At 61.8% G+C, this 25,268-nt stretch carries 28 protein-coding genes and 1 riboswitch; of the genes, 10 read left to right on the top strand and 18 right to left on the bottom strand.

What is annotated here, in order from left to right:
- Nucleotides 1–69: 69 nt before the first annotated feature.
- Nucleotides 70–462, bottom strand: coding sequence for a YbhQ family protein (locus tag AC6I7Z_RS06435; protein WP_033751562.1), 393 nt, complete (start codon nt 460–462; stop codon nt 70–72).
- A gap of 179 nt (nt 463–641) precedes the next feature.
- Between AC6I7Z_RS06435 and AC6I7Z_RS06430 the strand changes: the two genes are divergently transcribed.
- From AC6I7Z_RS06430 to AC6I7Z_RS06420, 3 genes are read left to right on the top strand one after another with little or no spacing between them, the layout of a single operon-like run.
- The gene (locus AC6I7Z_RS06430; RefSeq protein ID WP_497813559.1) at nt 642–1,403 is read left to right on the top strand and encodes an endonuclease/exonuclease/phosphatase family protein; all 762 of its coding nucleotides are present in this window, start codon (nt 642–644) and stop codon (nt 1,401–1,403) included.
- Nucleotides 1,400–2,644 (top strand): cardiolipin synthase ClsB, encoded by a 1,245-nt coding sequence (gene clsB, locus AC6I7Z_RS06425; RefSeq protein WP_497813558.1) that lies wholly within the window; start codon nt 1,400–1,402, stop codon nt 2,642–2,644. Before AC6I7Z_RS06430 ends, clsB begins: the two co-directional genes overlap by 4 nt.
- The gene (locus AC6I7Z_RS06420; RefSeq protein ID WP_497813557.1) at nt 2,644–3,612 is read left to right on the top strand and encodes a lysylphosphatidylglycerol synthase domain-containing protein; all 969 of its coding nucleotides are present in this window, start codon (nt 2,644–2,646) and stop codon (nt 3,610–3,612) included. The genes clsB and AC6I7Z_RS06420 overlap by 1 nt, the downstream gene beginning before the upstream one ends.
- 51 nt (nt 3,613–3,663) lie before the next feature.
- Here AC6I7Z_RS06420 and AC6I7Z_RS06415 read toward each other — a convergent pair whose 3' ends face one another.
- A complete protein-coding gene (locus tag AC6I7Z_RS06415) occupies nt 3,664–4,371 on the bottom strand; it encodes a Bax inhibitor-1/YccA family protein (protein ID WP_434126713.1) in 708 nt (235 codons plus the stop codon).
- A 92-nt stretch (nt 4,372–4,463) separates the two neighbouring features.
- Nucleotides 4,464–5,558 (bottom strand): DUF1615 domain-containing protein, encoded by a 1,095-nt coding sequence (locus AC6I7Z_RS06410; RefSeq protein ID WP_497813556.1) that lies wholly within the window; start codon nt 5,556–5,558, stop codon nt 4,464–4,466.
- A 150-nt stretch (nt 5,559–5,708) separates the two neighbouring features.
- Between AC6I7Z_RS06410 and AC6I7Z_RS06405 the strand changes: the two genes are divergently transcribed.
- Nucleotides 5,709–6,494, top strand: a complete 786-nt coding sequence (locus tag AC6I7Z_RS06405) for an OBAP family protein (RefSeq protein WP_497813555.1) — start codon at nt 5,709–5,711, stop codon at nt 6,492–6,494.
- Here AC6I7Z_RS06405 and moaE read toward each other — a convergent pair.
- From moaE to moaA, 5 genes are all read right to left on the bottom strand, one after another.
- Nucleotides 6,491–6,943 carry a molybdopterin synthase catalytic subunit MoaE gene (gene moaE, locus AC6I7Z_RS06400; RefSeq protein ID WP_497813554.1) on the bottom strand — a complete coding sequence of 151 codons (453 nt, stop codon included), beginning with the start codon at nt 6,941–6,943 and terminating at the stop codon, nt 6,491–6,493. The genes AC6I7Z_RS06405 and moaE overlap by 4 nt on opposite strands.
- A gap of 1 nt (nt 6,944) precedes the next feature.
- Entirely contained in the window at nt 6,945–7,190 is a 246-nt protein-coding gene (gene moaD / locus AC6I7Z_RS06395) for a molybdopterin synthase sulfur carrier subunit (RefSeq protein ID WP_497813553.1), read from the bottom strand.
- Nucleotides 7,183–7,665: a cyclic pyranopterin monophosphate synthase MoaC gene (moaC, locus tag AC6I7Z_RS06390; RefSeq protein ID WP_497813552.1), complete on the bottom strand. Its 483-nt coding sequence runs from the start codon at nt 7,663–7,665 to the stop codon at nt 7,183–7,185. The genes moaD and moaC overlap by 8 nt, the downstream gene beginning before the upstream one ends.
- Before the next feature lie 3 nt (nt 7,666–7,668).
- Nucleotides 7,669–8,184 (bottom strand): molybdenum cofactor biosynthesis protein B, encoded by a 516-nt coding sequence (gene moaB, locus AC6I7Z_RS06385; protein ID WP_033751590.1) that lies wholly within the window; start codon nt 8,182–8,184, stop codon nt 7,669–7,671.
- Nucleotides 8,185–8,200: 16 nt separating this feature from the next.
- Nucleotides 8,201–9,187: a GTP 3',8-cyclase MoaA gene (gene moaA, locus AC6I7Z_RS06380; RefSeq protein WP_497813551.1), complete on the bottom strand. Its 987-nt coding sequence runs from the start codon at nt 9,185–9,187 to the stop codon at nt 8,201–8,203.
- Nucleotides 9,178–9,312, bottom strand: a riboswitch (molybdenum cofactor riboswitch). (Overlaps the previous gene by 10 nt.)
- A gap of 177 nt (nt 9,313–9,489) precedes the next feature.
- Here moaA and AC6I7Z_RS06375 point away from each other — a divergent pair.
- Nucleotides 9,490–10,395, top strand: a complete 906-nt coding sequence (locus AC6I7Z_RS06375) for a gluconeogenesis factor YvcK family protein (RefSeq protein WP_497813550.1) — start codon at nt 9,490–9,492, stop codon at nt 10,393–10,395.
- Between the two features lie 4 nt (nt 10,396–10,399).
- Here the strand turns inward: AC6I7Z_RS06375 and uvrB are convergent, their stop codons facing one another.
- Nucleotides 10,400–12,421 carry an excinuclease ABC subunit UvrB gene (uvrB, locus tag AC6I7Z_RS06370; RefSeq protein WP_497813549.1) on the bottom strand — a complete coding sequence of 674 codons (2,022 nt, stop codon included), beginning with the start codon at nt 12,419–12,421 and terminating at the stop codon, nt 10,400–10,402.
- Between the two features lie 612 nt (nt 12,422–13,033).
- Here uvrB and AC6I7Z_RS06365 point away from each other — a divergent pair.
- Both AC6I7Z_RS06365 and AC6I7Z_RS06360 read left to right on the top strand, forming a co-directional pair.
- Nucleotides 13,034–13,225: a hypothetical protein gene (locus AC6I7Z_RS06365; RefSeq protein WP_497813548.1), complete on the top strand. Its 192-nt coding sequence runs from the start codon at nt 13,034–13,036 to the stop codon at nt 13,223–13,225.
- Nucleotides 13,226–13,310: 85 nt separating this feature from the next.
- Complete coding sequence (locus tag AC6I7Z_RS06360) at nt 13,311–14,033, top strand: ABC transporter ATP-binding protein (protein WP_497813547.1); 723 nt, start codon at nt 13,311–13,313, stop codon at nt 14,031–14,033.
- A gap of 3 nt (nt 14,034–14,036) precedes the next feature.
- Here the strand turns inward: AC6I7Z_RS06360 and bioD are convergent, their stop codons facing one another.
- The 4 genes from bioD to bioB are packed head-to-tail and all read right to left on the bottom strand — an operon-like array spanning nt 14,037 to nt 17,611.
- Complete coding sequence (bioD, locus tag AC6I7Z_RS06355) at nt 14,037–14,705, bottom strand: dethiobiotin synthase (RefSeq protein ID WP_497813546.1); 669 nt, start codon at nt 14,703–14,705, stop codon at nt 14,037–14,039.
- Nucleotides 14,702–15,457 (bottom strand): malonyl-ACP O-methyltransferase BioC, encoded by a 756-nt coding sequence (gene bioC, locus AC6I7Z_RS06350; RefSeq protein WP_497813545.1) that lies wholly within the window; start codon nt 15,455–15,457, stop codon nt 14,702–14,704. The genes bioD and bioC overlap by 4 nt, the downstream gene beginning before the upstream one ends.
- A complete protein-coding gene (locus AC6I7Z_RS06345; protein WP_497813544.1) occupies nt 15,441–16,580 on the bottom strand; it encodes an 8-amino-7-oxononanoate synthase in 1,140 nt (379 codons plus the stop codon). Before AC6I7Z_RS06345 ends, bioC begins: the two co-directional genes overlap by 17 nt.
- Complete coding sequence (gene bioB, locus AC6I7Z_RS06340; RefSeq protein WP_497813543.1) at nt 16,580–17,611, bottom strand: biotin synthase BioB; 1,032 nt, start codon at nt 17,609–17,611, stop codon at nt 16,580–16,582. Before bioB ends, AC6I7Z_RS06345 begins: the two co-directional genes overlap by 1 nt.
- Nucleotides 17,612–17,698: 87 nt before the next feature.
- Here bioB and bioA point away from each other — a divergent pair, with 87 nt between their 5' ends.
- Complete coding sequence (gene bioA, locus AC6I7Z_RS06335) at nt 17,699–18,991, top strand: adenosylmethionine--8-amino-7-oxononanoate transaminase (RefSeq protein WP_497813542.1); 1,293 nt, start codon at nt 17,699–17,701, stop codon at nt 18,989–18,991.
- Between the two features lie 86 nt (nt 18,992–19,077).
- Nucleotides 19,078–19,554, top strand: a complete 477-nt coding sequence (locus tag AC6I7Z_RS06330; RefSeq protein WP_048785701.1) for a kinase inhibitor — start codon at nt 19,078–19,080, stop codon at nt 19,552–19,554.
- A 47-nt stretch (nt 19,555–19,601) separates the two neighbouring features.
- Here the strand turns inward: AC6I7Z_RS06330 and AC6I7Z_RS06325 are convergent, their stop codons facing one another.
- Both AC6I7Z_RS06325 and pgl read right to left on the bottom strand, forming a co-directional pair.
- Complete coding sequence (locus AC6I7Z_RS06325) at nt 19,602–20,534, bottom strand: Rpn family recombination-promoting nuclease/putative transposase (RefSeq protein WP_497813541.1); 933 nt, start codon at nt 20,532–20,534, stop codon at nt 19,602–19,604.
- 123 nt (nt 20,535–20,657) lie between these two features.
- Nucleotides 20,658–21,656, bottom strand: a complete 999-nt coding sequence (gene pgl, locus AC6I7Z_RS06320) for a 6-phosphogluconolactonase (RefSeq protein WP_497813540.1) — start codon at nt 21,654–21,656, stop codon at nt 20,658–20,660.
- Between the two features lie 158 nt (nt 21,657–21,814).
- Here pgl and AC6I7Z_RS06315 point away from each other — a divergent pair, with 158 nt between their 5' ends.
- Complete coding sequence (locus AC6I7Z_RS06315) at nt 21,815–22,633, top strand: pyridoxal phosphatase (RefSeq protein WP_497813539.1); 819 nt, start codon at nt 21,815–21,817, stop codon at nt 22,631–22,633.
- Here AC6I7Z_RS06315 and modC read toward each other — a convergent pair whose 3' ends face one another.
- The 3 genes from modC to modA are packed head-to-tail and all read right to left on the bottom strand — an operon-like array spanning nt 22,634 to nt 25,151.
- Nucleotides 22,634–23,692, bottom strand: coding sequence for a molybdenum ABC transporter ATP-binding protein ModC (modC, locus tag AC6I7Z_RS06310; protein ID WP_497813538.1), 1,059 nt, complete (start codon nt 23,690–23,692; stop codon nt 22,634–22,636). It lies immediately after the preceding gene.
- Nucleotides 23,692–24,381, bottom strand: a complete 690-nt coding sequence (gene modB / locus AC6I7Z_RS06305) for a molybdate ABC transporter permease subunit (RefSeq protein WP_497813537.1) — start codon at nt 24,379–24,381, stop codon at nt 23,692–23,694. Before modB ends, modC begins: the two co-directional genes overlap by 1 nt.
- Nucleotides 24,378–25,151 carry a molybdate ABC transporter substrate-binding protein gene (gene modA, locus AC6I7Z_RS06300; protein WP_497813536.1) on the bottom strand — a complete coding sequence of 258 codons (774 nt, stop codon included), beginning with the start codon at nt 25,149–25,151 and terminating at the stop codon, nt 24,378–24,380. The genes modB and modA overlap by 4 nt, the downstream gene beginning before the upstream one ends.
- Nucleotides 25,152–25,268 lie beyond the last annotated feature (117 nt).

Below are 25,268 nucleotides of genomic sequence, written 5' to 3'. Positions count from 1 at the left end.
GCGGGGTGCGAGAAAGGCAGAAACAACAAGGGCCGCCTTGCGGCAGCCCCTGATAGCCAACCCGGAAGGTTAGCTGCGCTTCTTCTGGATGCGCCCTGCCGGCTCTTTCGCCAGCAGTGAGACCAGCGCCGGCCCTACCAGCATCACCACGCCCAGCATACCGATTAGCAAGGCGTTGTGGATGTAGCGCGAGACGATAAACAGCGTCATCATCGCCGCGCCAAAATAGTAGGTAGTAGTCGCTTCTTCAAGATAATCACCGATGCGACGCAAACGAACACTACGCTGCAGGACCAGCATGGCGATAAACACCACGGCATAGGCGGCTACCAGCGTGCTGCACACTTCGATCAGAGCTTTGTGCTTCCAGCCCCAGATCAGCGCGGCGATCACCAGCGCGTGCATTGCGATATGCACGCAGGTTTGTCCAGTGATGATTTGAACACGATTAGACCATTTCATTCTTTTCTCCTGGCAGACCCAACAGGTCGCCCAAGTGCAACCGGCACAGGCCGGTAACGGTTTCCTCAATGTAAAGCAATTTTCGGATAACGCCCTAAATTTCCATCCTTAACCGCACCCGTTTGTGACAAAGACTACACTTTACTTTTGTTGCTGATGAAAAGGAGTGCGTCGAGAGTATGCCACAAACTAAGCAAGGATTTTTCCTTAAAGTCCTGACGATCAATACCCACAAGGGATTTACCACTTTCAACCGTCGCTTCATCCTGCCGGAACTGCGCGAAGCGGTGCGCGCCACCTCAGCGGATATCGTCTTTTTGCAGGAGGTGATGGGCACGCATGCCGTACACCCGCTGCATCACGAAAACTGGCCAGGCACGCCGCACTACGAGTTTCTGGCCGACACCATGTGGAACGATTTCGCCTACGGCCGCAACGCCGTTTATCCAGAGGGACACCACGGGAACGCGATTTTGTCACGGTTTCCCATTCAGGAGTATGAAAATCGCGATATTTCTGTCGCAGGAAGTGAAAACCGCGGCATGTTGCACTGCAAAATCAGCCTGCCGGAGCCGCACGGCACCCTGCACGTTATCTGCGTGCATCTGGGTCTGAAAGAGGCGCACCGCCACGCGCAGATGAAGATGATGTGCGACATGGTGGCCTCGCTGCCGCACGACGCGCCGCTGGTCGTCGCGGGCGATTTCAACGACTGGCAGCTGCGCGCCAATCACATTCTGAAGCATGGCGCAGGATTAAAAGAGGTATTTAGCATGAAACACGGTCGCCCGGCGCGCACCTTCCCTGCTCGCTTTCCGCTGCTGCGGCTCGATCGTATCTATGTCCGCAACGCCACGGTCAGTCATCCCTGGGCGCTGCCGCGTAAACCCTGGTCGCACCTGTCGGATCACGCCCCGCTCGCCGTGGAGATTCACCTATGAATTTTGAATGGCGAGAAGGCAACAGTCTGCGTCTGCTGGAAAATGGCGAAGAATTTTTCCCGCGCGTGTTCGGCGCCATTCAGCGCGCCGAACGCAGCGTGATGCTGGAAACCTTTATCCTGTTTGAGGATGAGGTCGGCAACGCGCTGCATCGCGAGCTGCTGGCCGCCGCGCAGCGCGGCGTGAAGATAGAGGTGATGGTGGACGGCTACGGCTCGCCGGATCTCTCCGACAAATTCGTCAATAGCCTGACGGCTGAAGGCGTGCGCTTTATCTACTACGATCCGCGTCCGCTGGTGATGGGGATGCGCACCAACGTCTTCCGCCGCCTGCACCGGAAAATCGTGGTGGTGGACGACGTCATCTCTTTCGTCGGCGGCATTAACTTCTCCGCCGAGCACAACACCAGCTACGGCCCGGAGGCGAAGCAGGATTATGCCGTTGAGGTCAAAGGCCCCATCGTGGAGGATATCACCCGCTACGTGCGCGAGGCGATGGGCAGCGAAGCGGTGACGCGCCGCTGGTGGGGCGGCCGCTCGCATCGCCCTGCGGTCAACGCCGTACCCGGCAACGCGCAGGTGCTGTTCGTCTATCGCGACAACGACGACCACCGCGACGATATCGAAAAGCACTATCTCGATATGCTGCGCAGCGCGAAAGAGGATGTGATTATCGCCAACGCCTACTTTTTCCCCGGCTATCGTCTGCTGCGCGAGATGCGCAACGCGGCGCAGCGCGGCGTGCGGGTCAGGCTGATCGTACAGGGCGAACCGGATATGCCGATCGTTAAAGTCGGCGCGGAGCTGCTCTATAACTATCTGGTGGATGCCGGCGTCGAAGTCTACGAATATATCCGCCGCCCGCTGCACGGCAAGGTGGCGGTGCAGGATCGCCAGTGGGCCACCGTCGGCTCCAGCAACCTCGATCCGCTGAGCCTGTCGCTCAACCTCGAAGCCAACCTGATTATCTACGATCGCGATTTTAACCAGACGCTGCGCGATAACCTGGAGCAGCTGCTGGCGAAAGATTGCCAGCGCGTGCAGGAAGATCGCCTGCCGCCGCGCAACTGGTGGCAGCTGACCAAAAGCGTGGTGGTGTTTCACTTCTTACGCCATTTCCCGGCTATCGCCGGCTGGCTGCCCGCGCATACGCCGCTGATTGCGCAGGTCGATCCGCCGGTTCAGCCGGAAATGGAAACGCAGGACCGGGTCGAAACAGACAATGAAGGGGCGAAATCCTGATGGCGGAAAAACATCCTAAATGGAAGCTGGCGAAGAAGGTGCTGACCTGGCTCTTCTTTATCGCGGTGATTGTGCTGCTGGTGGTCTACGCCCGCAAAGTGAACTGGGAAGATGTCTATAACGTTATCGTCAACTACAACCGTCTGGCGGTGCTGAGCGCGGTCACGCTGGTGATCGTCAGCTATCTCACCTACGGCTGCTATGACCTGATCGGCCGCGCCTACTGCGGCCATAAGCTGGCGAAGCGACAGGTGATGCTGGTGTCGTTTATCTGCTACGCCTTTAACCTGACGCTCAGCACCTGGGTCGGCGGCGTGGCGATGCGCTACCGGCTCTATTCGCGCCTCGGACTGGACAGCGCCACCATTACGCGCATTTTCTCGCTCAGCATCGCCACCAACTGGCTCGGCTATATCCTGCTGGCGGGTATCGTGTTTAGCGCGGGCATGGTGCCGATCCCCGGCGGCTGGTTTATCGGCGAAACCACGCTGCGCATTATCGGCGTGGTGCTGCTGGCGGTGGTGGCGATCTTTCTCTGGGCCTGCGCCTTTTCAAAGCGCCGCAAGTGGACCATCCGGCGTCAGACGCTGCAGCTGCCGTCGCTGCGCATGGCGCTGTTTCAGTTTGCGGTCTCCTCCGCCAACTGGCTGGTGATGGGCGCGATTATCTGGCTGCTGCTGGCGCGGCAGGTGGATTACCCGGTCGTGCTCGGCGTACTCCTGATCAGCAGCATCGCGGGGGTGATTATTCATATTCCGGCCGGGATTGGCGTGCTGGAGGCGGTGTTCCTGGCGCTGCTAAGCGGACAGCACGCGTCGCACGGCACCATTATCGCGGCGCTGCTCGCCTATCGCGTACTCTACTTTATTCTGCCGCTGCTGCTGGCGCTGGTGCTCTATCTGATGCTGGAGAGCCGCGCGAAGCATCTGCGCGCGAAGAATGAACAGAAACTGCAGAAGAGTGCGTAATTCGCATTGGCTCCATCCCGGCCTGGCCGGCGGGATGGAGCCATTAGTTGCTTAGCGACGATTGCCGAAGATACGCAGCAGCAGCAGGAACAGGTTGATAAAGTCGAGATAGAGCTTCAGGGCGCCCATAATTGAATAGCGGCGCAGCGACTCGCGGTCGCGCACGTCGATCTGCTCGCCCATCTGACGCAGCTGCTGGGTGTCATAGGCGGTCAGCCCCACGAACACCACCACGCCAATATAGGTAATCGCCCACATCAGCGCCGGGCTCTTCAGCCAGAAGTTCACCAGCGACGCCAGCAAAATGCCGATCAGCGCCATAAACAGCAGGCTGCCGAAGCGGCTCAGGTCGCGTTTGGTGGTGTAGCCGTAAAAGCTCATGGCGCCGAACATCCCCGCCGTCACAAAGAAGGTGCTGGCGATTGAGGTGTAGGTGTAGGCGAGGAAAATGCTGGCCATCGTCAGGCCGGTCAGCACCGAATAGAGCATAAACAGCCCGGTCGCCAGCGCGCCGCTCAGGCGATGCACCATGCCGGAGAGCACGAACACCACCGCCAGCTGGGCGATAATCAGCCCGAAAAAGGTCATGCGGTTGGAAAAGATAAAGAACATGATGCGCTCGTTGCCCGCCGCATACCAGGAGACAAAGGCGGTGAGCAGCAGCCCGCAGGTCATCCAGCCGTAAACCTGCGCCATAAAAGCCTGCAACCCGCTCGTCGCGGGCTGCACCAGAGAATCATTGCGTGGATATCGATCCATGATGCACCTCATGTGAGTGAAAAGGCGTCGGCAAGCCGACGGATATGCCTAATTGTGGCACAGCATCGCTTAACTGCCCCACAATGCGCGCCTCAGCGGCGCGATAAACATTGCTGATAGCGGCTGTCGACGCGCTGCGCGAACCAGGCCGTAGTCAGATTACGGGTGATTTTCGGGCTCTCCAGCTTGATGCCCGGCAGCATCTCGCGCGGCAGCGGCCGGCCGGCCATCTTGTCGGCCAGCGCGAAGACCTGCTTCCACAGCGTGCTGTCGCTGAAGCTCGCCTGCTCCCCTTTCTCCAGGTCGCGGCGAATGGCGCTGTCGCTCATGTCGATCTGCTTCGCCAGGGTGCGCACCGCCAGCTCGGTCGCGCCCGCCTTGTCTGAGCCGTAAAGGATCAGATCGCCGTCCAGCGCCAGCTTCATGCCGGTCGCGCGCGCCACTGCCGCCTGGAAGGCCGCGTTGCGGCTGGCGTACCAGCCCGCGTTAAAGTCGGCGAAGCGGTAGATCGGCTTGCTGTAGTCCGCCGGATAGCCAAGCAGATGCATAATGCCGAAGTACATGCCGCCGTGGCGGGTAAAGACCTCGCGGCGGATCGAGCCGTCGATCGGCCAGGGATAGCCTTTGGCGTGCGCCTCGGCGAAGCTGATGCTGACCTGCATCGGGCCGCCGGTATGAATCGGGTTCAGGTTGCCGAACAGCGTCTGTCCCATCGGCACCATATCAATAAAATCGTCGAAAATGGCGCTCAGCTCTTTTTCGCTGCGCACTTTGTCGAGGCGCGCCGCATAACTTTCGCCGTTGGAGGATTTAATCATCAGCGCGGTGCGCACCAGGAACGCCGGCACATGCACCTTCGCCGCGCGGCGATCGATCTCGCCCCAGGCGATTTTCGGCAGGCCGGGCACCGCCGCCTCGGCGCTAAAGTTCGACTCCTGATCCGCGACGGCGATAGCGGCGCACAGATTGCTGACGCTGGGGTCGATCTGCTGGGTGCGGAACGAGGTATAGATATCGGTGGCCCAGCCCGGTTTGTCGCTGACGTGCGCGGGCAGCAGACGCTGAATTTGCGCCTTGACGTCGGCCGGCTGACGCGCCGGCGCCTCGGGCGTTTTTTTGGTGCTACAGCCCGCCAGCACCAGCGCGGCGAGCAGCGAGAAACGTTTAAGCGATGCGGAAACTGACATAGCGGTCCTTGCAGGAAAACAAAACCCTTACCTTAGCACCGAAGCGCGGACAAACCATCAGACAGGGCGTAAATTCCCGCGCTGCCGTCGCGCTTGCGTATCGGCGTTTCTCAGCCAGGCTGAGGTTTTCTCGCGTAAAAGGAAATAGTTATGCAAAAACTCTGGCTCGGCGCCGCCATTGCCCTGCTGCTCAGCGGCTGCGGCGCGAATAATACGCCCGCGCAGGTCGCCTCGCCCGGCGCGCCCACCTCGGCAAAAATGAAAGCGCTCGCCACAGGCGCAGATCTGCTGCAGTCGCGTCCGCCCATCGAGGCGATTAATACCTATCTCGACGGCTTTCACTTCTACAACGGCGATCAGAATGGCCAGATGGAGGCGCACCACTACGTGACGGTGCTGAACGACGACGTGATGCAGGCGGTGATTTACGACGGCAATACCAAAGACGCGCGGCTGATGGGGGTGGAGTACATTATCAGCGCGCGGCTCTATCAGAGCCTGCCGCCGGAAGAGAAAAAGCTGTGGCACAGCCACGACTATGAGGTGAAATCGGGCACGCTGATTGCGCCGGGCCTGCCGCAGGCGGCGGATCACGCGCTGATGGCGCGCATCGCCAATACCTACGGCAAAACCTGGCACACCTGGCATACCGATCGCGACAAAACCCTGCCGATCGGCATTCCGGCGCTGATGATGGGCTTTACCGCCGACGGTCAGCTTGATAATCGCCTGCTGGCGGATCGCGACAAACGTTTTGATATCGACAGCCGCAAGCTGCGGGCGTCGCGCGCCGATATTGTCACCCAGCCGGTGCAGCCGGGCGCCAACGCCTGGCAGCGCGGCGAGGTGATCCAGCTAAAACGGGTCTCCGGCGGCGGCGAGCACGCTCACGGCCAGACCCATTTCGGCCCGGCGGAGCAGCTCAGCAAGCCTTAATCCCAGCGCTGCGCGGCCTGATGGTCGCTGTCGCGGGCGTCAACCCAGCGATCGCCCTGCCCGGTGGCTTCGCGCTTCCAGAACGGGGCGCGGGTTTTCAGGTAGTCCATGATGAATTCCGCGGCGGCGAAGGCGCTGCCGCGGTGCGCGCTGGTGACGCCGACGAACACGATCTCATCGCCGGGAAAAAGCTCGCCGATGCGGTGGATAACGCTGACGCGCTGGAGCGGCCAGCGGCCGCGCGCCTCGTCGACGATCTCCTGCAGCGCTTTTTCCGTCATCCCCGGATAGTGCTCAAGGGTCAGCGCGGCGACGCTGTCGCCCAGGTTGTGATTGCGCACCTTGCCGGTAAAAGTCACCACCGCGCCGTCGGCGTCGGAGGCAGAGAGCCAGGCGTACTCGTCGGCCATGCTAAAGGGCGCCGAACCGACGCGGATCTGCGTTGCCATCTTAGCCTCCCGTGACCGGCGGGAAAAAGGCTACCTCGTCGCCCGCCTTCAGCGGATGCGACATCGGCACCAGCGTCTGATTGACGGCGGCCAGCAGTTTGCCTGCGTCGAGCGCCAGCGCCCAGCGATCGCCTTTTTGCGCCAGCGCGTCGCGCAGCGTCGCCACGTCGGGAAAGTCAGCAGGCATCTCCAGCACGCTGGTGCCCACCAGCTCGCGCACCTGCGCGAAAAACAGCACCTTAATCATGGGCCACCGCCTGGAAATCGCCGGATTTGCCGCCGCTTTTGCTCAGCAGGCGCAGCTGGTCGATAACGATATCTTTCTGCACCGCTTTACACATGTCGTAGATGGTCAGGGCCGCCACCGACGCGGCGGTCAGCGCTTCCATTTCGACGCCGGTTTTGCCGCTCAGGCGGCAAAGCGAGGTGATGCGCACGCGCTGATGTTCCGGCTCGGCCACCAGATTGACTTCGACCTTGCTCAGCATCAGCGGATGGCAGAGCGGGATCAGCTCCCAGGTGCGTTTGGCGGCCTGAATGCCGGCGATGCGCGCCGTGGCGAAGACGTCGCCTTTATGGTGGCTGCCGTCGACGATCATCTGCAGCGTCTCGGCGGCCATCAGCACCAGCGCTTCCGCGCGCGCCTCGCGCACCGTTTCCGCCTTGCCGGAGACGTCGACCATATGGGCTTCGCCCGCGGCGTTAATATGTGTCAGTTGCATGGCTTACAGCTTCTTTAAGTGTGAAACGAAATTACAGGGACCGGTGCGGGCGTCGATCTGGTCGGCGATAATGCGCTCCCAGGCGCTCTCGCAGGCGCTGGTGGAGCCCGGCATCGCAAAGATCAGCGTGCCGTTGGCGATGCCGGCGACGGCGCGCGACTGCAGCGTCGAGCCGCCGATATCCTCCCAGGAGAACATGCGGAACAGCTCGCCGAAGCCCTCTATTTTGCGATCGAACAGCGGCTCAATCGCCTCTGGCGTGATGTTTTTCGCGTTGAACCCCGTGCCGCCGTTGATCACCACCACCTGCACATCCAGGCTGGCGATCCAGCGCGACACGATGGCGCGAATGCGGTAGCGATCTTCGCCGACGATGGCGTGATCCACCACGACGTGACCGGCTTCGTGCGCCGCAGCGCGCAAATAGTCGCCGGAGGTGTCGCTGCTGGCGTCGCGTCGATCGGAAACGGTCAGCACCGCCAGGTTGACCGGAATAAATTCACCCGTAGATTTGCCCATTGACTCGCTCCTGAGATTAACCGCCGATGAAGGAAAGGTTCTGCGTGATGCCGGTATTGCCCTGATGCAGGAAGTGCGTCTGCTTCTTCGCGCCCAGGCTGTGCGCGATGCGCGCCTGCAGCTCCGCCTGCTGCGCATCGGAAACCAGCAGATCGCGCAGCGGCACGCCGCTGTCGCCGAACAGGCAAAGGTGCAGATTGCCGTGCGCCGAGACGCGCAGACGATTGCAGCTGGCGCAGAAATCGCGCGAATAGGGCATAATCAGGCCGATCTCGCCGACGTAGTCAGGATGGTAAAAGACCTGCGCCGGGCCGTCGCTGCGGCCGCGCTCGCGGCGCTGCCAGCCCTGGGCCACCAGCTGGTCGCGGATCACCGCGCCTGAGACGTGCTGGTCGCGGAACAGCGCGCCGCCCTCGCCCGTCTCCATCAGCTCGATAAACCGTAGCTGAATCGGGCGCGTGCGGATCCAGTCGAGAAAGGTTTGCAGGCTGCGGCTGTTGAGGTCGCGCATCAGCACGCTGTTGACTTTGACCTGCTGGAAGCCCGCGTCGAAGGCAGCGTCGATGCCCGCCATCACCTGATGGAACTTGTCCTGTCCGGTAATGGCGTGGAACTGGCGCGCGTCGAGACTGTCTACGCTGACGTTCAGCGCGGTAAGCCCGGCAGCGCGCCAGGCGGCGACGTCGCGCGCCAGCCGGTAGCCGTTGGTGGTGACGGCGATCTGCCGAATGGCGCGGTTTTCCCGCACGGCGGCGATAATGTCGGTAAAATCGCGACGCAGCGACGGCTCACCGCCGGTCAGGCGCACTTTTTCAGTGCCGGCCGCGGCGAAGGCGCGCGTGACGCGTCGAATTTCATCGAGCGAGAGAAAGCTTTTGTTGCTCACGCCCTGCGGCTTATAGCCGTCGGGCAGGCAGTAGGTGCAGCGGAAGTTACAGACATCCGTCACCGAGAGACGCAGGTAATAAAACCGACGTGCAAATGCATCAGTAAGTTGTGACACCAGAACACCTTTTCCAAATACGGGAGATGCAGGCATTTCTTTCTGCACCCTGGCAGCGCGTCGGCTGCGGCCTGAACCCCCTATCATTTGACTTAGGCGTTCAGGCTTTGAGTGTATGTCGGCCACATGGACGACATGGTTGGCAAATGGTAGCGCGAATTTTGCCGCTCTGCCATCCACTAATTTCGCTATATATATTGACATATAACGGTTTTTCGCCGCATTTTCGCGGCAGTAAGGTTAACATGGCCCGCTGAAATGACGCCGGTACGGTAAGTCGGCAGCGGGGGTAAAGAGGAAATATGAACCGAACTTTGGCAGACCTCGATCGCGTAGTGGCGCTGGGCGGCGGACACGGGCTGGGTCGCGTGATGTCAGCCCTGTCGCCGCTGGGCTCGCGCCTGACCGGCATTGTCACCACCACCGATAACGGCGGCTCTACCGGACGCATTCGCCGTTCCGAAGGCGGCATCGCCTGGGGCGACATGCGCAACTGCATCAATCAGCTGATTACTGAGCCGAGCGTCGCGTCGGCGATGTTTGAATATCGCTTTGCCGGCAACGGCGAGCTTTCCGGCCACAACCTGGGCAACCTGATGCTTAAGGCGCTGGATCACCTCAGCGTCAGGCCGCTGGAGGCGATCAATATCATTCGCAACCTGCTCAAGGTCGACGCCTTCCTGATCCCGATGTCGGAGCAGCCGGTCGATCTGGTGGCGTTAGACAGCGAAGGCAATATGGTTTACGGCGAAACCGATATCGACGCCATGACGCAGCCGCCGCAGGAGCTGATGCTGCACCCGAACGTGGCGCCGACCCGCGAAGCGCTGGAAGCGATCGCCGAAGCGGACCTGATTCTGATCGGACCGGGCAGCTTCTACACCAGCCTGATGCCGTGCCTGCTGATGGAGGAGATGGCGCGCGCGCTGCGCCGTACGCCCGCCACCATGGTGTTTATCGGCAATCTGGGACGCGAGCTGAGTCCAGCCGCCGCCAGCCTGACGGTGGCGGATAAGCTGGCGATGATGGAGAAATATATCGGCAAACGGGTGATTGATGCGGTGGTGGTCAGCCCGGCCGCCGATACCGCCGGCGTCGAGAACCGCCTGATCGTGCGCGAGCCGCTGGAGGCCGCCGATATTCCCTATCGTCACGACCGCCAGCTGCTGCGGCTGGCGCTAGAACACGCCATTCAGCGCTTTAGCTAAGCCGCTACGAGGCGGCGATAAAGAGTTCGCGCAGCTGGTGCAGCTTGTCGCGCACGTTCGCCGCCTCTTCGAACTCAAGGTTCTGCGCGTGCTGCTGCATCTGCGACTCCAGCTCGTGGATCTTCTTCTGCAACGCCTGCGGCGTCAGCGCCAGATAGCTGGCGTCCGCCTCGGCGGCGCCGCGGCTGCTGGCTTTGGCCTTGCCGCGCGTCTTGATGACGTTCTGGCCCAGCTCGAGGATATCGGTGATCTTCTTGTTGAGCCCCTGCGGCACAATGCCTCTTTCCTCGTTGTACTTCTGCTGCTTCTCGCGACGGCGTTCGGTCTCTTCGATGGCGCGCGCCATCGAGTTGGTGATCTTGTCGGCATACAGGATCGCCTTGCCGTTAACGTTACGCGCCGCGCGCCCGATGGTCTGGATCAGCGAGCGTTCAGAGCGCAGGAAGCCCTCTTTGTCCGCATCGAGGATCGCCACCAGTGACACTTCCGGCATATCCAGCCCTTCACGCAGCAGGTTGATCCCCACCAGCACGTCGAACTCGCCAAGACGCAGATCGCGGATGATCTCCATACGCTCGACGGTATCGATATCTGAGTGCAGATAGCGCACCTTCTCGCCGTGCTCTTCAAGATATTCGGTGAGATCTTCCGCCATACGCTTGGTCAGCGTCGTTACCAGCACGCGCTCGTTGATGGTGACGCGTTTGCGGATCTCCGACAGCAGATCGTCTACCTGCGTCGCCACCGGACGCACCTCCAGCAGCGGATCGAGCAGACCGGTCGGACGCACCACCTGATCGATCACCTCGCCGCCCGACTTCTCCAGTTCGTAGTTGCCCGGCGTCGCCGAGACGTAGATGGTCTGCGGCGCCAGCGCCTCAAACTCTTCAAATTTCATCGGACGGTTGTCGAGCGCGGACGGCAGGCGAAAGCCATACTCCACCAGCGTCTCTTTACGCGCGCGGTCGCCCTTATACATCCCGCCAATTTGCGGGATGGTGACGTGCGATTCATCGACAATCAGCAGACCGTCGGCGGGCAGGTAGTCGAACAGCGTCGGCGGCGGCTGGCCCGGCCCGCGCCCGGAGAGGTAGCGCGAGTAGTTTTCGATGCCCGAGCAGTAGCCCAGCTCGTTCATCATCTCCAGATCGAACTGGGTGCGCTGCGTCAGGCGCTGCTCTTCCAGCAGCTTATTGTTCTCCAGCAGCACCCGGCGGCGATCCGCCAGCTCGACTTTGATATCTTCCATCGCCTGCAGAATACGTTCGCGCGGCGTCACGTAGTGCGTTTTGGGATAGATAGTAAAGCGCGGCACGGTTGAGAGGATCTGCCCGGTAAGCGGATCGAACAGCGACAGCCGCTCAACCTCTTCGTCGAACAGCTCGACGCGCAGCGCGGTATCTTCCGACTCCGCCGGGAAAATATCGATCACTTCGCCGCGCACGCGGAAGGTGCCGCGCTGGAACGCCTGGTCGTTGCGCGCATACTGCAGCTCCGCCAGACGGCGCAGAATGCTGCGCTGGTCGATAATCATGCCGCGCGTCAGGTGCAGCATCATTTTCAGATAGAGATCGGGATCGCCCAGGCCGTAAATAGCGGAAACCGACGCCACGACGATAACGTCGCGACGCTCCAGCAGCGCCTTGGTGGCCGACAGACGCATCTGCTCGATATGTTCGTTTACCGAGGCGTCTTTTTCGATAAAGGTGTCGGAGCTGGGCACATAGGCTTCAGGCTGGTAGTAGTCGTAATAGGAGACGAAGAACTCCACCGCATTGTCGGGGAAGAACTCTTTCATCTCACCGTAGAGCTGCGCCGCCAGGGTTTTGTTCGGCGCCAGCACCATCGCCGGCCGGTTGAGATCGGCGATAACGTTGGCGACGGTAAAGGTCTTGCCGGAGCCGGTCACGCCGAGCAGCGTCTGATGGGCAAGACCATCCTCCAGCCCCTCTTTGAGGCGACGAATCGCCTCTGGCTGGTCGCCGGAGGGCTGGAAGGCGGAATTTAGTTTAAAGACTTTACTCATGAGATGCGGTTCCTGCTGAAGAATGCGGCGGCTAGCCGAGTCATTTTACTCTGCCGTGGCGATTTTGCCAGAAAATAATACTGGATAAATTACCAGTAACGCGGCACAGTAAGACGCTGGCGCGGCGCGGCCTCCTGCTGGCTGTAACAGCGCCACAACATTTTTGCCGTTGCGCAAGGTTATCCCCAGCCGGAGCGGATTTATAACATTTGTCAAGAGACCGTCATTAAATTTCAGCTCTGTTACGCAGCGGAAAATTCTCAGGCTTGTTTTTTATTAACTATCTGTTTTTTATATTAATAAGAGAAAAGCCCAGTTTCTCAGCATTATGTAACCAGGCCGCGTATTTCCTCGCTTGCGCTCTGTTTTCACTGTCTAATGCACAAGGTTATCCACAGGAATGGTGGATAACTGAAGGCAGCCCTTTCGCCATCGGCTGTGCATAATTTTTTGTCCTTAAGCCGCCCGCGTGAAAAAAAAATATTTCCGCTTAAATTCCTACCGAAAACGTGGCGGTTAACTATGCTTTTTCAGCCCGCCGCTGAATTTTCGTCCAGCCGCGACTGCCTTTAAGACCAGTTAAATTCAACAAGCTGCCTGACGGCAGCCCCATTGCACCAGAAACGTCAAGTCATCAGCACCGTGAAAGTGCAGCGCCCTGATTACCCGAAGCAATTGTTAAGCATTTTTCATCATTTCCGGGTGAATTGCGCCCTGCCGGTGCTTCTCGACCTGCAAAATGATTCTGGCCCGGTAATTGCAGCGTTTATCCAGAGAGTTGAGGAAGGTAAAGCAAGGCGATAATCGCGATACCACTACCGTTGAAGACTTGTTTGCCAGACGTCAAAGAGCGGAAGCATTCAGGCAAGATCTGTAAGAGGAGAGTCAGATGCTGAGTTTACGTTCGGTGAATCAGTTTTACGGGCAGAACCATATTCTGTGGGACGTGGATCTCGACCTGCCGCCCGGCACCTGCACCGGCGTGCTGGGCCGTCCAGGCATGGGCAAAACCACGCTGGTAAACTGCATTATGGGTCGCCTGCCGATTAACAGCGGGTCGATGACCTGGCAGGAAGATGGCTCGCCGCCGCGCGATTTGCTGCTGCAGCCGGCCGAACAGCGCGCGCGTATGGGGATCGGCTATGTGCCGCAGGGCCGCCATATTTTCTCGCAGATGAGCGTAGAGGATAACCTGTTGATCGCCCTGCTGGCGGGCAGCGGTCAGAGCGACAAACCGCACGTTATCCCCGAGATGGTGTTCGATCTGTTTCCAGCGCTCTATTCGCTGCGGCAGCAGCGCAGCGGCGAGCTGCCCGTAGATCAGCAGCAGCAGCTGGCGCTGGCGCGCGCGCTGGTGCTGCGGCCCAGATTGCTGATCCTCGACGAGCCGACCGACGGCATGTCGCCCTGGCTGGAAGAGGAGATGGGCAACCTGATCCGCCGCCTGAATCTCGATTACGGCCTGACCGTGCTGCTGCTGGAGCAGCGCGTCTCGCTGATCCGCCGCGTCGCCGACTACTTTTTGCTGCTGCACCGCGGCCGCAACGTCGCGCAGGGACGCGTGGCGCAGCTGGACGATCTCACCGTCAGTAAGTGGCTGACGGTGAGCTGAACGCTAGCTGGGCAGCGTGATAAAGCGGCCGCAGTCCGCCTGCGCCGCCGCATCGGGCAGCCAGGGAATTTCGCCGAGAAACGGCGCGGGAATGCGCTGTTTCAGCGTCGCCATATAGGCCTGATGCCGCTTGCCCGGCGGCTCGATATCGTTAGCGATCCAGCCCGCCAGCCGCAGGCCGCGCGCCTGCACCGCATCGGCGGTCAGCATGGCGTGGTTGATGCAGCCCAGTTTGACCCCGACCACCAAAATCACCGGAAGCTGCTCCTGCGCCACCCAGTCGGCGTAGGTCTGCGTCTCCGACAGCGGCGTGTACCAGCCGCCTGCGCCCTCTACCAGCACCCACTCCGCCTGCGCCTCCAGCGCGCGCAGCCCCTGTGAAAGCAGGTCAAACGCGATCGGCCTGCCCTCTTCCGCGCTGACGATATGCGGCGCCGTCGGCTCGAGAAACGCCAGCGGATTCACCTGCTCATAGCGCAGCGCCAGGCTGCTGTAGCGCTGCAGCGCCAGCGCGTCGCCGTTGCGCACGCCCTCCGGCGTGACGTCGCAGCCGGAGGCGACCGGCTTGTAGCCGGCGGTGCGATAGCCCGCCGCGCCCGCCGCCTGCAGCAGCGCGCCGCTGGCGACGGTTTTGCCCACCTCGGTATCGGTGCCGGTAATAAACCATTTCATCGTTGCGTGACTCCAAAAAGCAGTTGATAAGTCAGACGGTAGCCCTGCGCATCGCGCGGCCACTGCGCCTCAAGCTGCGCCAGCCGCTGCCGCGTCAGCGGCGCGCCGTCCCGGCCCTGGTGCAGATGCGTGGCGCCGATGCCCTTCAGCGATCGCATGGCGCTCAGGGCGTTGGGAAAATGCATCACCTGCGTCTGACGGATAAAGCGAAGGTTGAGCCCAGCGCCCGCCGCGCGCACCTGCTCCTCGGTCAGAAAGCGATTGGCGTGCACGCCGGGCCCCAGCGACCGCCAGGCGGCGTGCACCTCCTGCAGCGAGCCGGCCAGCAGCGTTGAGAAGAGCATGACGCCATCGGGACGCAGCACGCGGGCGAACTGCTGCAGCGCGGTGCGCAAATCGCTGCTCCACTGCACCGCCAGATTGCTCCAGACGCAATCGACGCTCTGGCTCGCCAGCGGCAAGGCGTCGATGTCGCCCGCCAGATAGCCGCTCGCCGCGTCGAGGCTGCGCGCCTGCTGCAGCATCTGCGGCGAGAGATCGAGCGCCACGACGCGCTGCCCGCGCTGTTGCCAGAGGCGGCTGTACCAGCCGGTGCCGCAGCCCGCGTCGAGCAGATCGCCATCGGCCAGAGGCGGCGCCAGCGCCAGCAGCGCGTCGCCGCAGCGGCGCTGCAGCTCGGCGTGCTGTTCATAGTGGCCCGCCGCGCGGCCAAACGCGCGCGCCACCGCCGCTTTATTAACCCGCAGCGTCATGCAGCGCCTCCAGCAGTGCGTCGATATCATCCGCCCGGTGGGCGGCGGTCAGGGTAATGCGCAGCCGCGCGGTGCCGGGCGGCACCGTTGGCGGCCGGATGGCGCTGACCCAGCAGCCCGCCTGCGCCAGCCGCTGCGACAGCGCCAGCGCGGCGCCGTTTTCGCCGACGATCAGCGGCTGTATCGCGCTTTCCGAAGGCATCAGCGCCCAGGGCAAGCCCGCTGCGCCGCGGCGAAAGCGCTGAACATTGTCGCTGAGCCGCTGACGCAGCGCGTCGCCGCCCTGAATCTCATGCAGCGCCGCCAGCAGCGCGCTCGCCTGGGCGGGCGGCATCGCCGTCGAGTAGATGAGGTGGCGCGAGAACTGCAGGAAATAGTCTGCGGTCTCGTCATCGCACAGCAGCGCCGCGCCGCTGACGCCAAAGGCTTTGCCGAAGGTCACCACCAGCAGCTCCGGCTTCACGCCCTGCCGCCAGCAGCTGCCGCGCCCCTGCTCGCCCACCACGCCGATGCCGTGGGCGTCATCCACCAGCAGCCAGCCGTCGGCGCGGCGAGCGGCGGCGGCGATCGCCCCCAGCGGCGCGCTGTCGCCGTCCATGCTGAAGATCCCCTCGGTGATCACCAGGGTGTCGCCATCGCACGGCGTCGCCAGCCGCTGCGTCAGGCTCTCAACATCGTTATGGTGAAAGCGGCGCAGCGTGGCGGGCGTGTGGCCTGCCGCATCAAGCAGCGACGCGTGCGCCAGCTTATCGGCGATAAGGCGATCCTGCTTCTGCGCCAGCAGATGTACGATCGCCTGATTGGCGGCGAAGCCCGAGATAAACAGCAGCGCGCGCGAATAGCCGAGCCAGTCGGCGAGCTGCGCCTCCAGCTCCGCGTGGCGGCCGCTATAGCCCGTGACGTGCCCCGACGCGCCGGCACCCGGCGCGCCCTGACGCCAGCCGGCGATCACCGCCGGATGCTGGCTCAGGCCGAGATAGTCGTTGCTGGAGAAGTGAAGGTATCTCTTTCCCTCTACCTGCAGCGTGCGGGTATCGTTGTGCGCCACCCGCCGGCGCTGCCGCCAGCCGTCAGCGGCGCGGCGCGTCTCCAGCGCCTGCGCCATACGCGTGGAGAAGCTCATTACAGCGCCGCGTTGTAGAACTGTTCGGTATCGGCGTGGAACAGCTGCTCGCTCAGCTGCTGCTGCTGTTCGTTGTCGCCGTGCGCGGTGTGAGTATGTTCAGGATTGAGGCCCAGCTTGCGGAACAGCAGCAGGTCTTTATCCTCTTCCGGGTTCGGCGTGGTGAGCAGCTTGCAGCCGTAGAAAATCGAGTTGGCGCCCGCCATAAAGCACATCGCCTGGGTCTGCTCGCTCATCTGCTCGCGGCCCGCCGAGAGGCGCACGTGCGAGGTCGGCATCATGATGCGCGCCACGGCGATGGTGCGGATAAAGTCGAACGGCTCGACGTCGTCGTTATCCGCCAGCGGCGTGCCCTTGACCTTCACCAGCATATTGATCGGCACGCTCTCCGGCGGCGTCGGCAGGTTCGCCAGCTGCACCAGCAGCCCGGCGCGATCGCTTACGGTTTCGCCCAGCCCGACGATGCCGCCCGAGCAGACTTTGATACCGGCATCGCGTACTTTGCCGAGCGTATCCAGCCGCTCCTGATAGGAGCGCGTGGTGATGATGCTGCCGTAAAATTCCGGCGAGGTGTCGAGGTTATGGTTATAAAAATCGAGCCCGGCGCCCGCCAGACGCTGCGCCTGCCGATCGCTTAGCGTGCCGAGCGTCATGCAGGTTTCCATTCCCAGCGCCTTCACGCCCTGCACCATCTGCTCAAGGTAAGGCATATCGCGGTCGTTGGGGTTTTTCCACGCCGCGCCCATGCAGAAACGGCTCGATCCCGCCGCTTTCGCTTTGCGCGCCGACGCCAGCACCTCCTGTACCTCCATCAGCCGTTCAGATTCCAGGCCGGTTTTATAACGGGCGCTTTGCGGGCAGTATTTGCAGTCCTCCGGACAGGCGCCGGTTTTGATCGACAGCAGCGTGCTGACCTGAACCTGACGCGGGTCGAAATGCTGGCGGTGAACCTGCTGCGCCTCAAACATCAGCTCAAGAAAAGGTTTATCAAACAGCGCCTGCGCCTGCGCCAGAGTCCAGTGTTGTGCCATTGCCTACTCCAAAAAAAGGGTGTCATCCCGACAGTTAACGTGGTTATACTTGTAAACTAAATCTTTTTATTTTGGTTTACAACTACCATGTTTACCCCTCAGGACGCTGAATTCGATCGCCAGCACATCTGGCATCCCTATACCTCGATGCGCGATCCGCTGCCCTGCTATCCGGTAGTCGCGGCGCAGGGCACGCAACTGCAGCTGGCGGACGGCCGCGAACTGGTGGACGGCATGTCCTCCTGGTGGGCGGCGATCCACGGCTACAACCACCCCCGGCTGAACCGGGCGATGCAGGATCAGATGGCGCAGATGTCGCATGTGATGTTCGGCGGTATTACGCATCCTGCGGCGGTGGCGCTCTGCCGCCAGCTGGTGGCGATGACGCCCGCCGCGCTGGAGTGCGTGTTCCTCGCCGATTCCGGCTCGGTCGCGGTGGAAGTGGCGATGAAGATGGCGATGCAGTACTGGCTGGGACGCGGCGAAACGCGCCAGCAGTTTCTTACGCTGCAGCGCGGCTATCACGGCGACACCTTTGCGGCGATGTCGGTATGCGATCCCGATAACTCGATGCACAGCCTGTGGCGCGGCTATCTGCCGGAGCACCATTTCGCCGCCGCGCCGCAGTGCCGCTTTGACGATATCTGGGACGAGCGCGACGCGGATGACTTTGTCCGCCTGATCGAACTGCACCACGCCAGGCTAGCGGCGGTAATACTCGAGCCAATCGTTCAGGGCGCGGGCGGCATGCGCTTCTATCATCCGCGCTATCTGCAGCGGGTGCGCGAATGCTGCGATCGCTATGATGTGCTGCTGATCGCCGACGAGATCGCCACCGGCTTCGGCCGCAGCGGCAAGCTTTTCGCCTGCGAGCATGCAGAGGTGACGCCCGATATTCTCTGCGTCGGCAAGGCGCTGACCGGCGGCATGATGACGCTGGCGGCTACCCTCGCCACGCGCCGCGTCGCCGATGGCATCAGCGACAGTCCGGCGGGCTGTTTTATGCACGGGCCGACCTTTATGGGCAACCCGCTGGCGTGCGCCGTGGCCGCAGAAAGCCTCTCTCTGCTTAACGAAGGCCGCTGGCCGCAGCAGGTGGCGCGCATTGAACAGCAGCTGCGCGATGAGCTGATGCCGCTGCGCGACGCGCCGCAGGTGGCGGATGTGCGCGTGCTGGGCGCAATTGGCGTGGTTGAGACGCGCCGTCCGGTGAATATGGCCGCGCTGCAGCGCTTTTTCGTCGAGCGCGGCGTCTGGATCCGTCCGTTTGGCCGCCTAATCTACCTGATGCCGCCCTATATCATTACGCCGCAGGCGCTGCGCCAGCTGACTGGGGCGATTGCCGAGGCGCTGACGCGGGAGGCGCACTTTAACGCCTGATCGGCGCTAACGGCTGGAACCCTTTCCTTTTTTCGCTAAGATGGAAAACGTTGATACGGAAGGTTTATCACAACCGAGGAGAGAAGATGCGCGTTTACAGTAATGATTTTAACGACGGCGACAAGATGCCGGAGCGCCAGGTGTTTAACGGCATGGGCTATCAGGGCGACAATATCTCCCCGCACCTGGCGTGGGACGATGCGCCGGAAGGCACCAAAAGTTTCGTCGTGACCTGTTACGATCCCGATGCGCCGACCGGTTCCGGCTGGTGGCACTGGGTAGTGGTGAATATTCCCGCCAGCACCCAGCTGCTGGAGCAAGGCGCCGGTTCCGGCCTGGCGATGCTGCCGCCGGGGGCGCTGCAGACGCGCACCGATTTCGGCAAAGCCGGCTACGGCGGCGCGGCGCCGCCGCAGGGCGAAAGCCATCGCTATATTTTTACCGTGCACGCGCTGGATGTTGAGGCGATCGAGGTAGACGCCGAAGCGAGCGGCGCAATGGTCGGGTTTAACGTGCATTTTCATGCGCTGGCGAGCGCCAGCATTACGGTGAACTATTCGTAACGGCGCCTGAAGGCGGCGCGCAATAAGCGGCGCCGCTGCGCCAGCGATTAGTGAGGGATTTGCGCCAGCTCTGTCTCACTCAGGCCGGTCGCTGCCTGTACCGACTCGCTGGGCATGCCCATCTCCAGCAGGCGTCGAGCGACTTCGAGTTTGCCCTCGTTGCGGCCTTCCTGACGGCCAAGCTGAATACCTTTTTCAAGCCCTTTTTCAAGGCCTTCCTGTTTAAGCTGTTCTGCAATGGTCATCAATTCGTCCCCCTGTTGCGGCATCCGCTGTGCCAGTTCGCGAACAAAGGCTTTGGCGTCTGAGGTTTCGCCAGCCTGAAGAATATAGTGTATCAGCGATATTAACTGCGATGAAGAGAGATAACCTGCCAGCAGGATTGACGCCAGCTTGTCCAGCATCTCGGTTAAATCGCGCTGATGAATGTGCTTTTGCAGCAGCGTCAGGGCAGCCATGGTGCGATGACCGGCAATCTCTTCGTCAGGAATGACGGTAACGTCCACCAGGGGAAACGCGGCACCGTAGAGCCTCGCCGCCAGTGCCGGATCGCTGAACTCATCCAGCCAGCAGGTTGACCAGGGATAGGGTCGGCGTTTGCCCACGTAAAAGAGAACGGGTATCACCAGCGGCAATTTTTTATGACCGGCATCCAGATGGCGCTGCATAGCGGCTACCGCATAGCGTAGCAGCCTGAATGCCATATGTTTATCCGGCGTGGACTGGTGCTCAATCAGGACATGAACATAGCTGTCATCGCCAGCGGTGGTTTTCAGGCTGTAGAGCACGTCACTGAAATACTGACGCAGGTCGTCCTCGACAAAAGAGCCGGACTCCAGCTTTAGCGTGCTGAGATCGCAGATGGCGCGCAGTTCGGGCGGAAGGTGGATTAACATAAAATCGCGGGCGATTTCTGGCTGGGTGAGAAACTGCCGGAACGCAGCATCGTGCGGGGTGGAGGTGCGGTTTTTCTTCTTCATCGTTCCTGACTCCGAAAAAAACAATCCGCCTATCCTGTCACAGCCAGAAGGGGTCGATATTGATCTTGCAGCAGTACCCTGCCATTTAGCTAAAGGCGTGCGGGGCCGCGGCCCCGCATCGTTTTAATCCAGCTGATGGATCACCACCCACATCGGTCCCTGGCCCACCGCATAGCGCGCCAGCGGGGTCAGCAATCCCTGCGGCTCGCTGATACGGTACACTTCAATATGGTGCGATTTCTGACCTGCCGCCACCAGATAACGACCGCTGTGATCGATATTAAAGCCGCGCGGCTGGGTTTCCGTCGGCTGATAGCCCTCGATAGAGAGCAAGCCGCCATCTTCGCTGACGCTGAACACCGTAATGGTGCTGCTGGTGCGATCGCAGGCGTAAAGGAAGCGGCCGTTAGGGGTCAGGTGAATATCCGCCGCCCAGCGCGTTTCGTTAAAGCCCGGCGGCATCATGTCCAGCGACTGCACGCGCTCAACTTCGCCGCGCGCATTGCTCAGCGCCCAGACGTCAACGGTGCTGTCGAGTTCGTTGACGCAGTAGGCGTAGCTGCCGTTGGGATGAAACGCCATATGACGCGGGCCCGCGCCCTCTACCGTAGTGACCTGCGCCTGCTCGCGCGGCGCCAGCGTGCCGTCGGCGCTCAGTGAGTAAAGGCAGATGCGATCCTGCTTCAGCGCCGGCACGAACAGCGTCTGGTTGGCGTTGTCGATGTTGGCGGAGTGGCAGCCGTCCAGCTCGCGGATCACCTGTGACGGCGCCTGCGGCAGGCCGTCAACGCCAATCGGGCTGACGCTGACGCAGGCGTCGTTATAGGAGCCGCAAAACAGAAAGTTGCCGGCGCGATCGGTGGAAATATGGGTCGGACTGCCCGGCAGCGGCGCTTCGCCCGCTTCGCTCAGGGTGCCGTCGGCGGCAATGCGGAACGCCAGCACGCGGAAGTTCGGGCGCACGCCGACATAGAGAAAATCTTTCTTCGGGCTGACCACCATCGGCTGAACCTGGCCGGAGACGTCCGTCACCTGCAACAGCGAAAGTGCGCCCTCTTCATCTAACCGCCACGCGTGGATCTGCTGGCTCTCGGGACTGGCGGTATAAACGACTTGTTTCATGCATTCTCCTTGTTCGCAGCCTGTCAGTTTGTGTCTGTGGCTCACTGTAGCCTGTTTTGCCACGGTGCGCCGGAATCATTTGTGCCCTGCTTTTTGTCTCAGGCCCGCGCCCGGGTGTAGACTCGGTGCCTCTTTAATCCTTTCACACGGAATAAGCCATGAGCTATCGCGTAATCGCCCTCGACCTTGACGGCACCCTGCTGACGCCCGCGAAAACCATCCTGCCCCAGTCTATCGAGGCGCTGAAGCGCGCCCGTCAGGCTGGCGTCAAGGTGGCTATCGTCACCGGCCGTCACCACTGCGCCATCCACCCTTTTTATCAGGCGCTGGAACTCGATACACCCGCAATCTGCTGCAACGGCACCTATTTGTATGATTATCAGACAGAAAAGGTGCTGGCTGCCGACCCGCTGGATAAGGACCAGGCGCTGCGCGTGATTGAGATGCTGGATGAGCACCAGATCCACGGCCTGCTCTACGTCGACGATGCGATGCTCTATCAGACGCCGACCGGTCACGTGACGCGCACCCTGAAATGGGCGGAATCGCTGCCGCCGCATCAGCGTCCGCTGTTTGTTCAGGTGCCGAACCTGGCGCAGGCGGCGCGCGACGCGCAGGCGATCTGGAAGTTCGCGCTTTCCCATGAAAACACCGCCGAACTGCAGCAGTTTGCGACTCATGTGGAAGCGGAGCTGGGGCTGGCGTGCGAATGGTCGTGGCACGATCAGGTGGATATCGCGCAGCGCGGCAACAGCAAAGGCAAGCGGCTGGCGGAGTGGGTCGCCTCGCTGGGCTTCTCTATGCAGGAGGTGATCGCCTTCGGCGACAACTATAACGATCTCAGCATGCTGGAAGCCGTCGGGCTGGGCGTGGCGATGGGCAACGCCGACGAGGCGATCAAGGCGCGCGCGAAGCGGGTGATCGGCACCAACCTTGAGCCTGGCATCGCCCAGGTAATTGAGCAGGAACTGCTGTAGTCAGGCGGTCACCGACACGCTTTTAATCTGGGCATAGAGCCACTGATCCGGCCGAATGCCCAGCTCATCCCGCGCCCAGGGTGAAATGCGCGCCCAGAGTTCGCTGACGCCGATGCGCAGACGCACCTCGATCTGATCCCCGACCTCCAGCAGCTCCACCACCTGCGCCGGCAGGATATTGCGTATCGAACTGTGCTGCGGCGGCTGCAGCGCCAGCGAAACGTCCGCCGAGGCGATGCGGATGCGCAGCGCGGTTTTCACCGGATAGTTGACCCGGCTCACCCAGATATGCTGGTCGCCGAGCGACAGCGCGCTCATCGGATAGTCGGGATGATGCTCCAGCACCTGCACGCGCAGCACGCTGGTCAGCTCGTTTACCGGCAGCCAGGGCCGCATCGCGCTGCTGCTCCAGACCTTCTCCAGCGGGCCGAACGCCCTGACGCCGCCGCCATCGAGCACCAGCACGTTCTCCGCCAGCTGCAAAATTTCATCGAGGCTGTGGGTGACGTAGAGCACCGGGATCTCGACCTGCTTCGCCAGCTTCTGCAGATAGGGCATCAGCTCGCGCTTGCGCGGCAGATCGAGCGAGGCGAGCGGCTCGTCCATCAGCAGAATATCGGGCGCGCTCAGCAGCGCGCGGCCAATGGCGACGCGCTGCTTTTCACCGCCGGAGAGCGACAGCGGAAAACGATCCAGCAGCCTCTCCAGCCCCAGCAGCGCTACCAGCGCGTCGAACTGCCCTTTCATCGCGGGCGACATGCCGTAGTGCAGATTGCCGCGCACGCGATAGTGCGGAAACAGCCGCGCATCCTGAAACACATAGCCGACGCGGCGTTTTTCCGGCGGCAGTATCACGCCCTTTTCCACGTCGAGCAGCAGGCGATTATTGAGCGAAATGGTGCCGCGCTGCGGCTGCGTCAGCCCGCTGATGGCGTTGATCAGCGAGGTCTTGCCCGCGCCGGAGACGCCGAAAACCGCGGTAATCCCCTTCGCCGGGATCTGCGCGTCGATATCAAGCTGGTGATCGCCCAGCCGCTGAGAAAAGTTGAGTTTTAGCATCAGGCGCCCATCCTTTTGCGGCCCCAGCGCGCCAGCCATTCGGAGATCAGCAGCGAGAGCAGCGCCAGCGCGATGGCGATAGCGCAGAGCCGCGCCGCCGCGCCCTCGGCGCCGGGCGTTTCAATCAGGGTAAACATCGCCAGCGGCAGCGTGCGCGTCTCGTCCGGGATGTTGGAAACAAAGGTAATGGTGGCGCCGAATTCGCCCAGCGAACGGGCAAAGGCCAGCACGGTACCGACGATCACGCCAGGCAGCGTCAGGGGCAGCGTGATAGTGAAAAAAACGCGCCAGCGCCCGGCGCCGAGCGTGCGCGCCGCCTGCTCCAGTCGCGGATCGACCGCTTCCAGCGCCAGCCGGATGGCGCGCACCATCAGCGGAAAGGCGATCACCGCGGAGGCGAGCGCCGCGCCGCGCCAGCTAAAGGCGAAGCTAAAGCCGAACCAGTCGTAGAGATACTGGCCAATCACGCCGCGTCGGCCCAGGCCGATCAGCAGCAGATAGCCCACCACCACCGGCGGCAACACCAGCGGCAGATGAATAAGGCTGTCGAGCAGCGACTTGCCTGGAAACCGGCAGCGCACCAGAATCCAGGCGGTAAGGATGCCAAACGGCAGGCTGAACAGCACCGCGATGCTGGAGACTTTCAGGCTAAGCGCCACCGCCTGCCATTCGGGATCGCTGAGTATCATGCTTTCGGGGAGAATCCGTACTGTTTAAACACCGCGGCCGCTTCCGGCCCTTTCAGGTAGTCATAAAACGCCTTCACCGCTGCGTTGTTATGCGCTTTTACTATCGCCATCGGATATTCCACCGGCTTGTGGCTGGCGGCCGGAAAAGTGCCGACCACCTGCACTTTGTCGCTGGCTACCGCGTCCGATCCGTAGACGATACCGTAGGGCGTCTCATTGCGCTCGACCAGCGCCAGCGCGGCGCGCACGTTATTGGCGCGCGCCAGCGACGGCGAAACGGCTTCCCAGGCGCCCAGCTTCTGCAGCGCTTCCTGCGCATAGATGCCGGCCGGCACATGGTCGGGATCGCCCACCGCCAGACGCTCGCCTTTCAGCAGGCTTTTCCAGTCGGTCTGTTGATTCAGCGTAACGGGCTTCGCGCTGTCGCCGCGCGGCGCCACCAGCACCAGTTCGTTGCCGAGCAGGGTCACGCGCGTGGCGTCATCTATGCTCTTTTTCGCTACGGCGTCATCCATCCACTGCTGGTCCGCTGAGATAAAGAGATCGGCGGGCGCGCCCTGCTCAATCTGACGCGCCAGCGTAGAGGAAGAGGCGAACGACGACACCACCTCTACGTCCGTTTTCTTTTTATACTGCGTCGCAATCTCCTGCAGCGCGTTGGTCAAGGACGCGGCGGCGAAGACGGTGACTTTCTCAGCGGCGGCGGCCTGACCGGCCAGCGTGACGCTCAGCGCGGCGGCAAGGCCCCAGCGATACGATCGGAATGACATGGGTTTTCTCCAGTTATGCGTTGTGTAGATGATGATACAACGCGCGCCATGGCAGCGTTATTAAAATTATCGGCAGGAAAAAAAGAAGGTTGAGCGAAAGCAAATAAAAACGCCCGC

It is taken from the genome of Pantoea sp. X-Soil-MYKO-1289, from assembly GCF_059730625.1.
Note: the sequence above shows the minus strand (reverse complement) of the source record. Positions and strands in the feature narration are given on the sequence as shown.

Coding starts and splice junctions, on each gene's coding strand:
- AC6I7Z_RS06435 (WP_033751562.1), bottom strand. CDS start 462: ATGAAATGGTCTAATCGTGTTCAAATCATCACTGGACAAACCTGCGTG.
- AC6I7Z_RS06430 (WP_497813559.1), top strand. CDS start 642: ATGCCACAAACTAAGCAAGGATTTTTCCTTAAAGTCCTGACGATCAAT.
- clsB (WP_497813558.1), top strand. CDS start 1,400: ATGAATTTTGAATGGCGAGAAGGCAACAGTCTGCGTCTGCTGGAAAAT.
- AC6I7Z_RS06420 (WP_497813557.1), top strand. CDS start 2,644: ATGGCGGAAAAACATCCTAAATGGAAGCTGGCGAAGAAGGTGCTGACC.
- AC6I7Z_RS06415 (WP_434126713.1), bottom strand. CDS start 4,371: ATGGATCGATATCCACGCAATGATTCTCTGGTGCAGCCCGCGACGAGC.
- AC6I7Z_RS06410 (WP_497813556.1), bottom strand. CDS start 5,558: ATGTCAGTTTCCGCATCGCTTAAACGTTTCTCGCTGCTCGCCGCGCTG.
- AC6I7Z_RS06405 (WP_497813555.1), top strand. CDS start 5,709: ATGCAAAAACTCTGGCTCGGCGCCGCCATTGCCCTGCTGCTCAGCGGC.
- moaE (WP_497813554.1), bottom strand. CDS start 6,943: ATGGCAACGCAGATCCGCGTCGGTTCGGCGCCCTTTAGCATGGCCGAC.
- moaD (WP_497813553.1), bottom strand. CDS start 7,190: ATGATTAAGGTGCTGTTTTTCGCGCAGGTGCGCGAGCTGGTGGGCACC.
- moaC (WP_497813552.1), bottom strand. CDS start 7,665: ATGCAACTGACACATATTAACGCCGCGGGCGAAGCCCATATGGTCGAC.
- moaB (WP_033751590.1), bottom strand. CDS start 8,184: ATGGGCAAATCTACGGGTGAATTTATTCCGGTCAACCTGGCGGTGCTG.
- AC6I7Z_RS06375 (WP_497813550.1), top strand. CDS start 9,490: ATGAACCGAACTTTGGCAGACCTCGATCGCGTAGTGGCGCTGGGCGGC.
- uvrB (WP_497813549.1), bottom strand. CDS start 12,421: ATGAGTAAAGTCTTTAAACTAAATTCCGCCTTCCAGCCCTCCGGCGAC.
- AC6I7Z_RS06360 (WP_497813547.1), top strand. CDS start 13,311: ATGCTGAGTTTACGTTCGGTGAATCAGTTTTACGGGCAGAACCATATT.
- bioD (WP_497813546.1), bottom strand. CDS start 14,705: ATGAAATGGTTTATTACCGGCACCGATACCGAGGTGGGCAAAACCGTC.
- bioC (WP_497813545.1), bottom strand. CDS start 15,457: ATGACGCTGCGGGTTAATAAAGCGGCGGTGGCGCGCGCGTTTGGCCGC.
- AC6I7Z_RS06345 (WP_497813544.1), bottom strand. CDS start 16,580: ATGAGCTTCTCCACGCGTATGGCGCAGGCGCTGGAGACGCGCCGCGCC.
- bioB (WP_497813543.1), bottom strand. CDS start 17,611: ATGGCACAACACTGGACTCTGGCGCAGGCGCAGGCGCTGTTTGATAAA.
- bioA (WP_497813542.1), top strand. CDS start 17,699: ATGTTTACCCCTCAGGACGCTGAATTCGATCGCCAGCACATCTGGCAT.
- AC6I7Z_RS06330 (WP_048785701.1), top strand. CDS start 19,078: ATGCGCGTTTACAGTAATGATTTTAACGACGGCGACAAGATGCCGGAG.
- AC6I7Z_RS06325 (WP_497813541.1), bottom strand. CDS start 20,534: ATGAAGAAGAAAAACCGCACCTCCACCCCGCACGATGCTGCGTTCCGG.
- pgl (WP_497813540.1), bottom strand. CDS start 21,656: ATGAAACAAGTCGTTTATACCGCCAGTCCCGAGAGCCAGCAGATCCAC.
- AC6I7Z_RS06315 (WP_497813539.1), top strand. CDS start 21,815: ATGAGCTATCGCGTAATCGCCCTCGACCTTGACGGCACCCTGCTGACG.
- modC (WP_497813538.1), bottom strand. CDS start 23,692: ATGCTAAAACTCAACTTTTCTCAGCGGCTGGGCGATCACCAGCTTGAT.
- modB (WP_497813537.1), bottom strand. CDS start 24,381: ATGATACTCAGCGATCCCGAATGGCAGGCGGTGGCGCTTAGCCTGAAA.
- modA (WP_497813536.1), bottom strand. CDS start 25,151: ATGTCATTCCGATCGTATCGCTGGGGCCTTGCCGCCGCGCTGAGCGTC.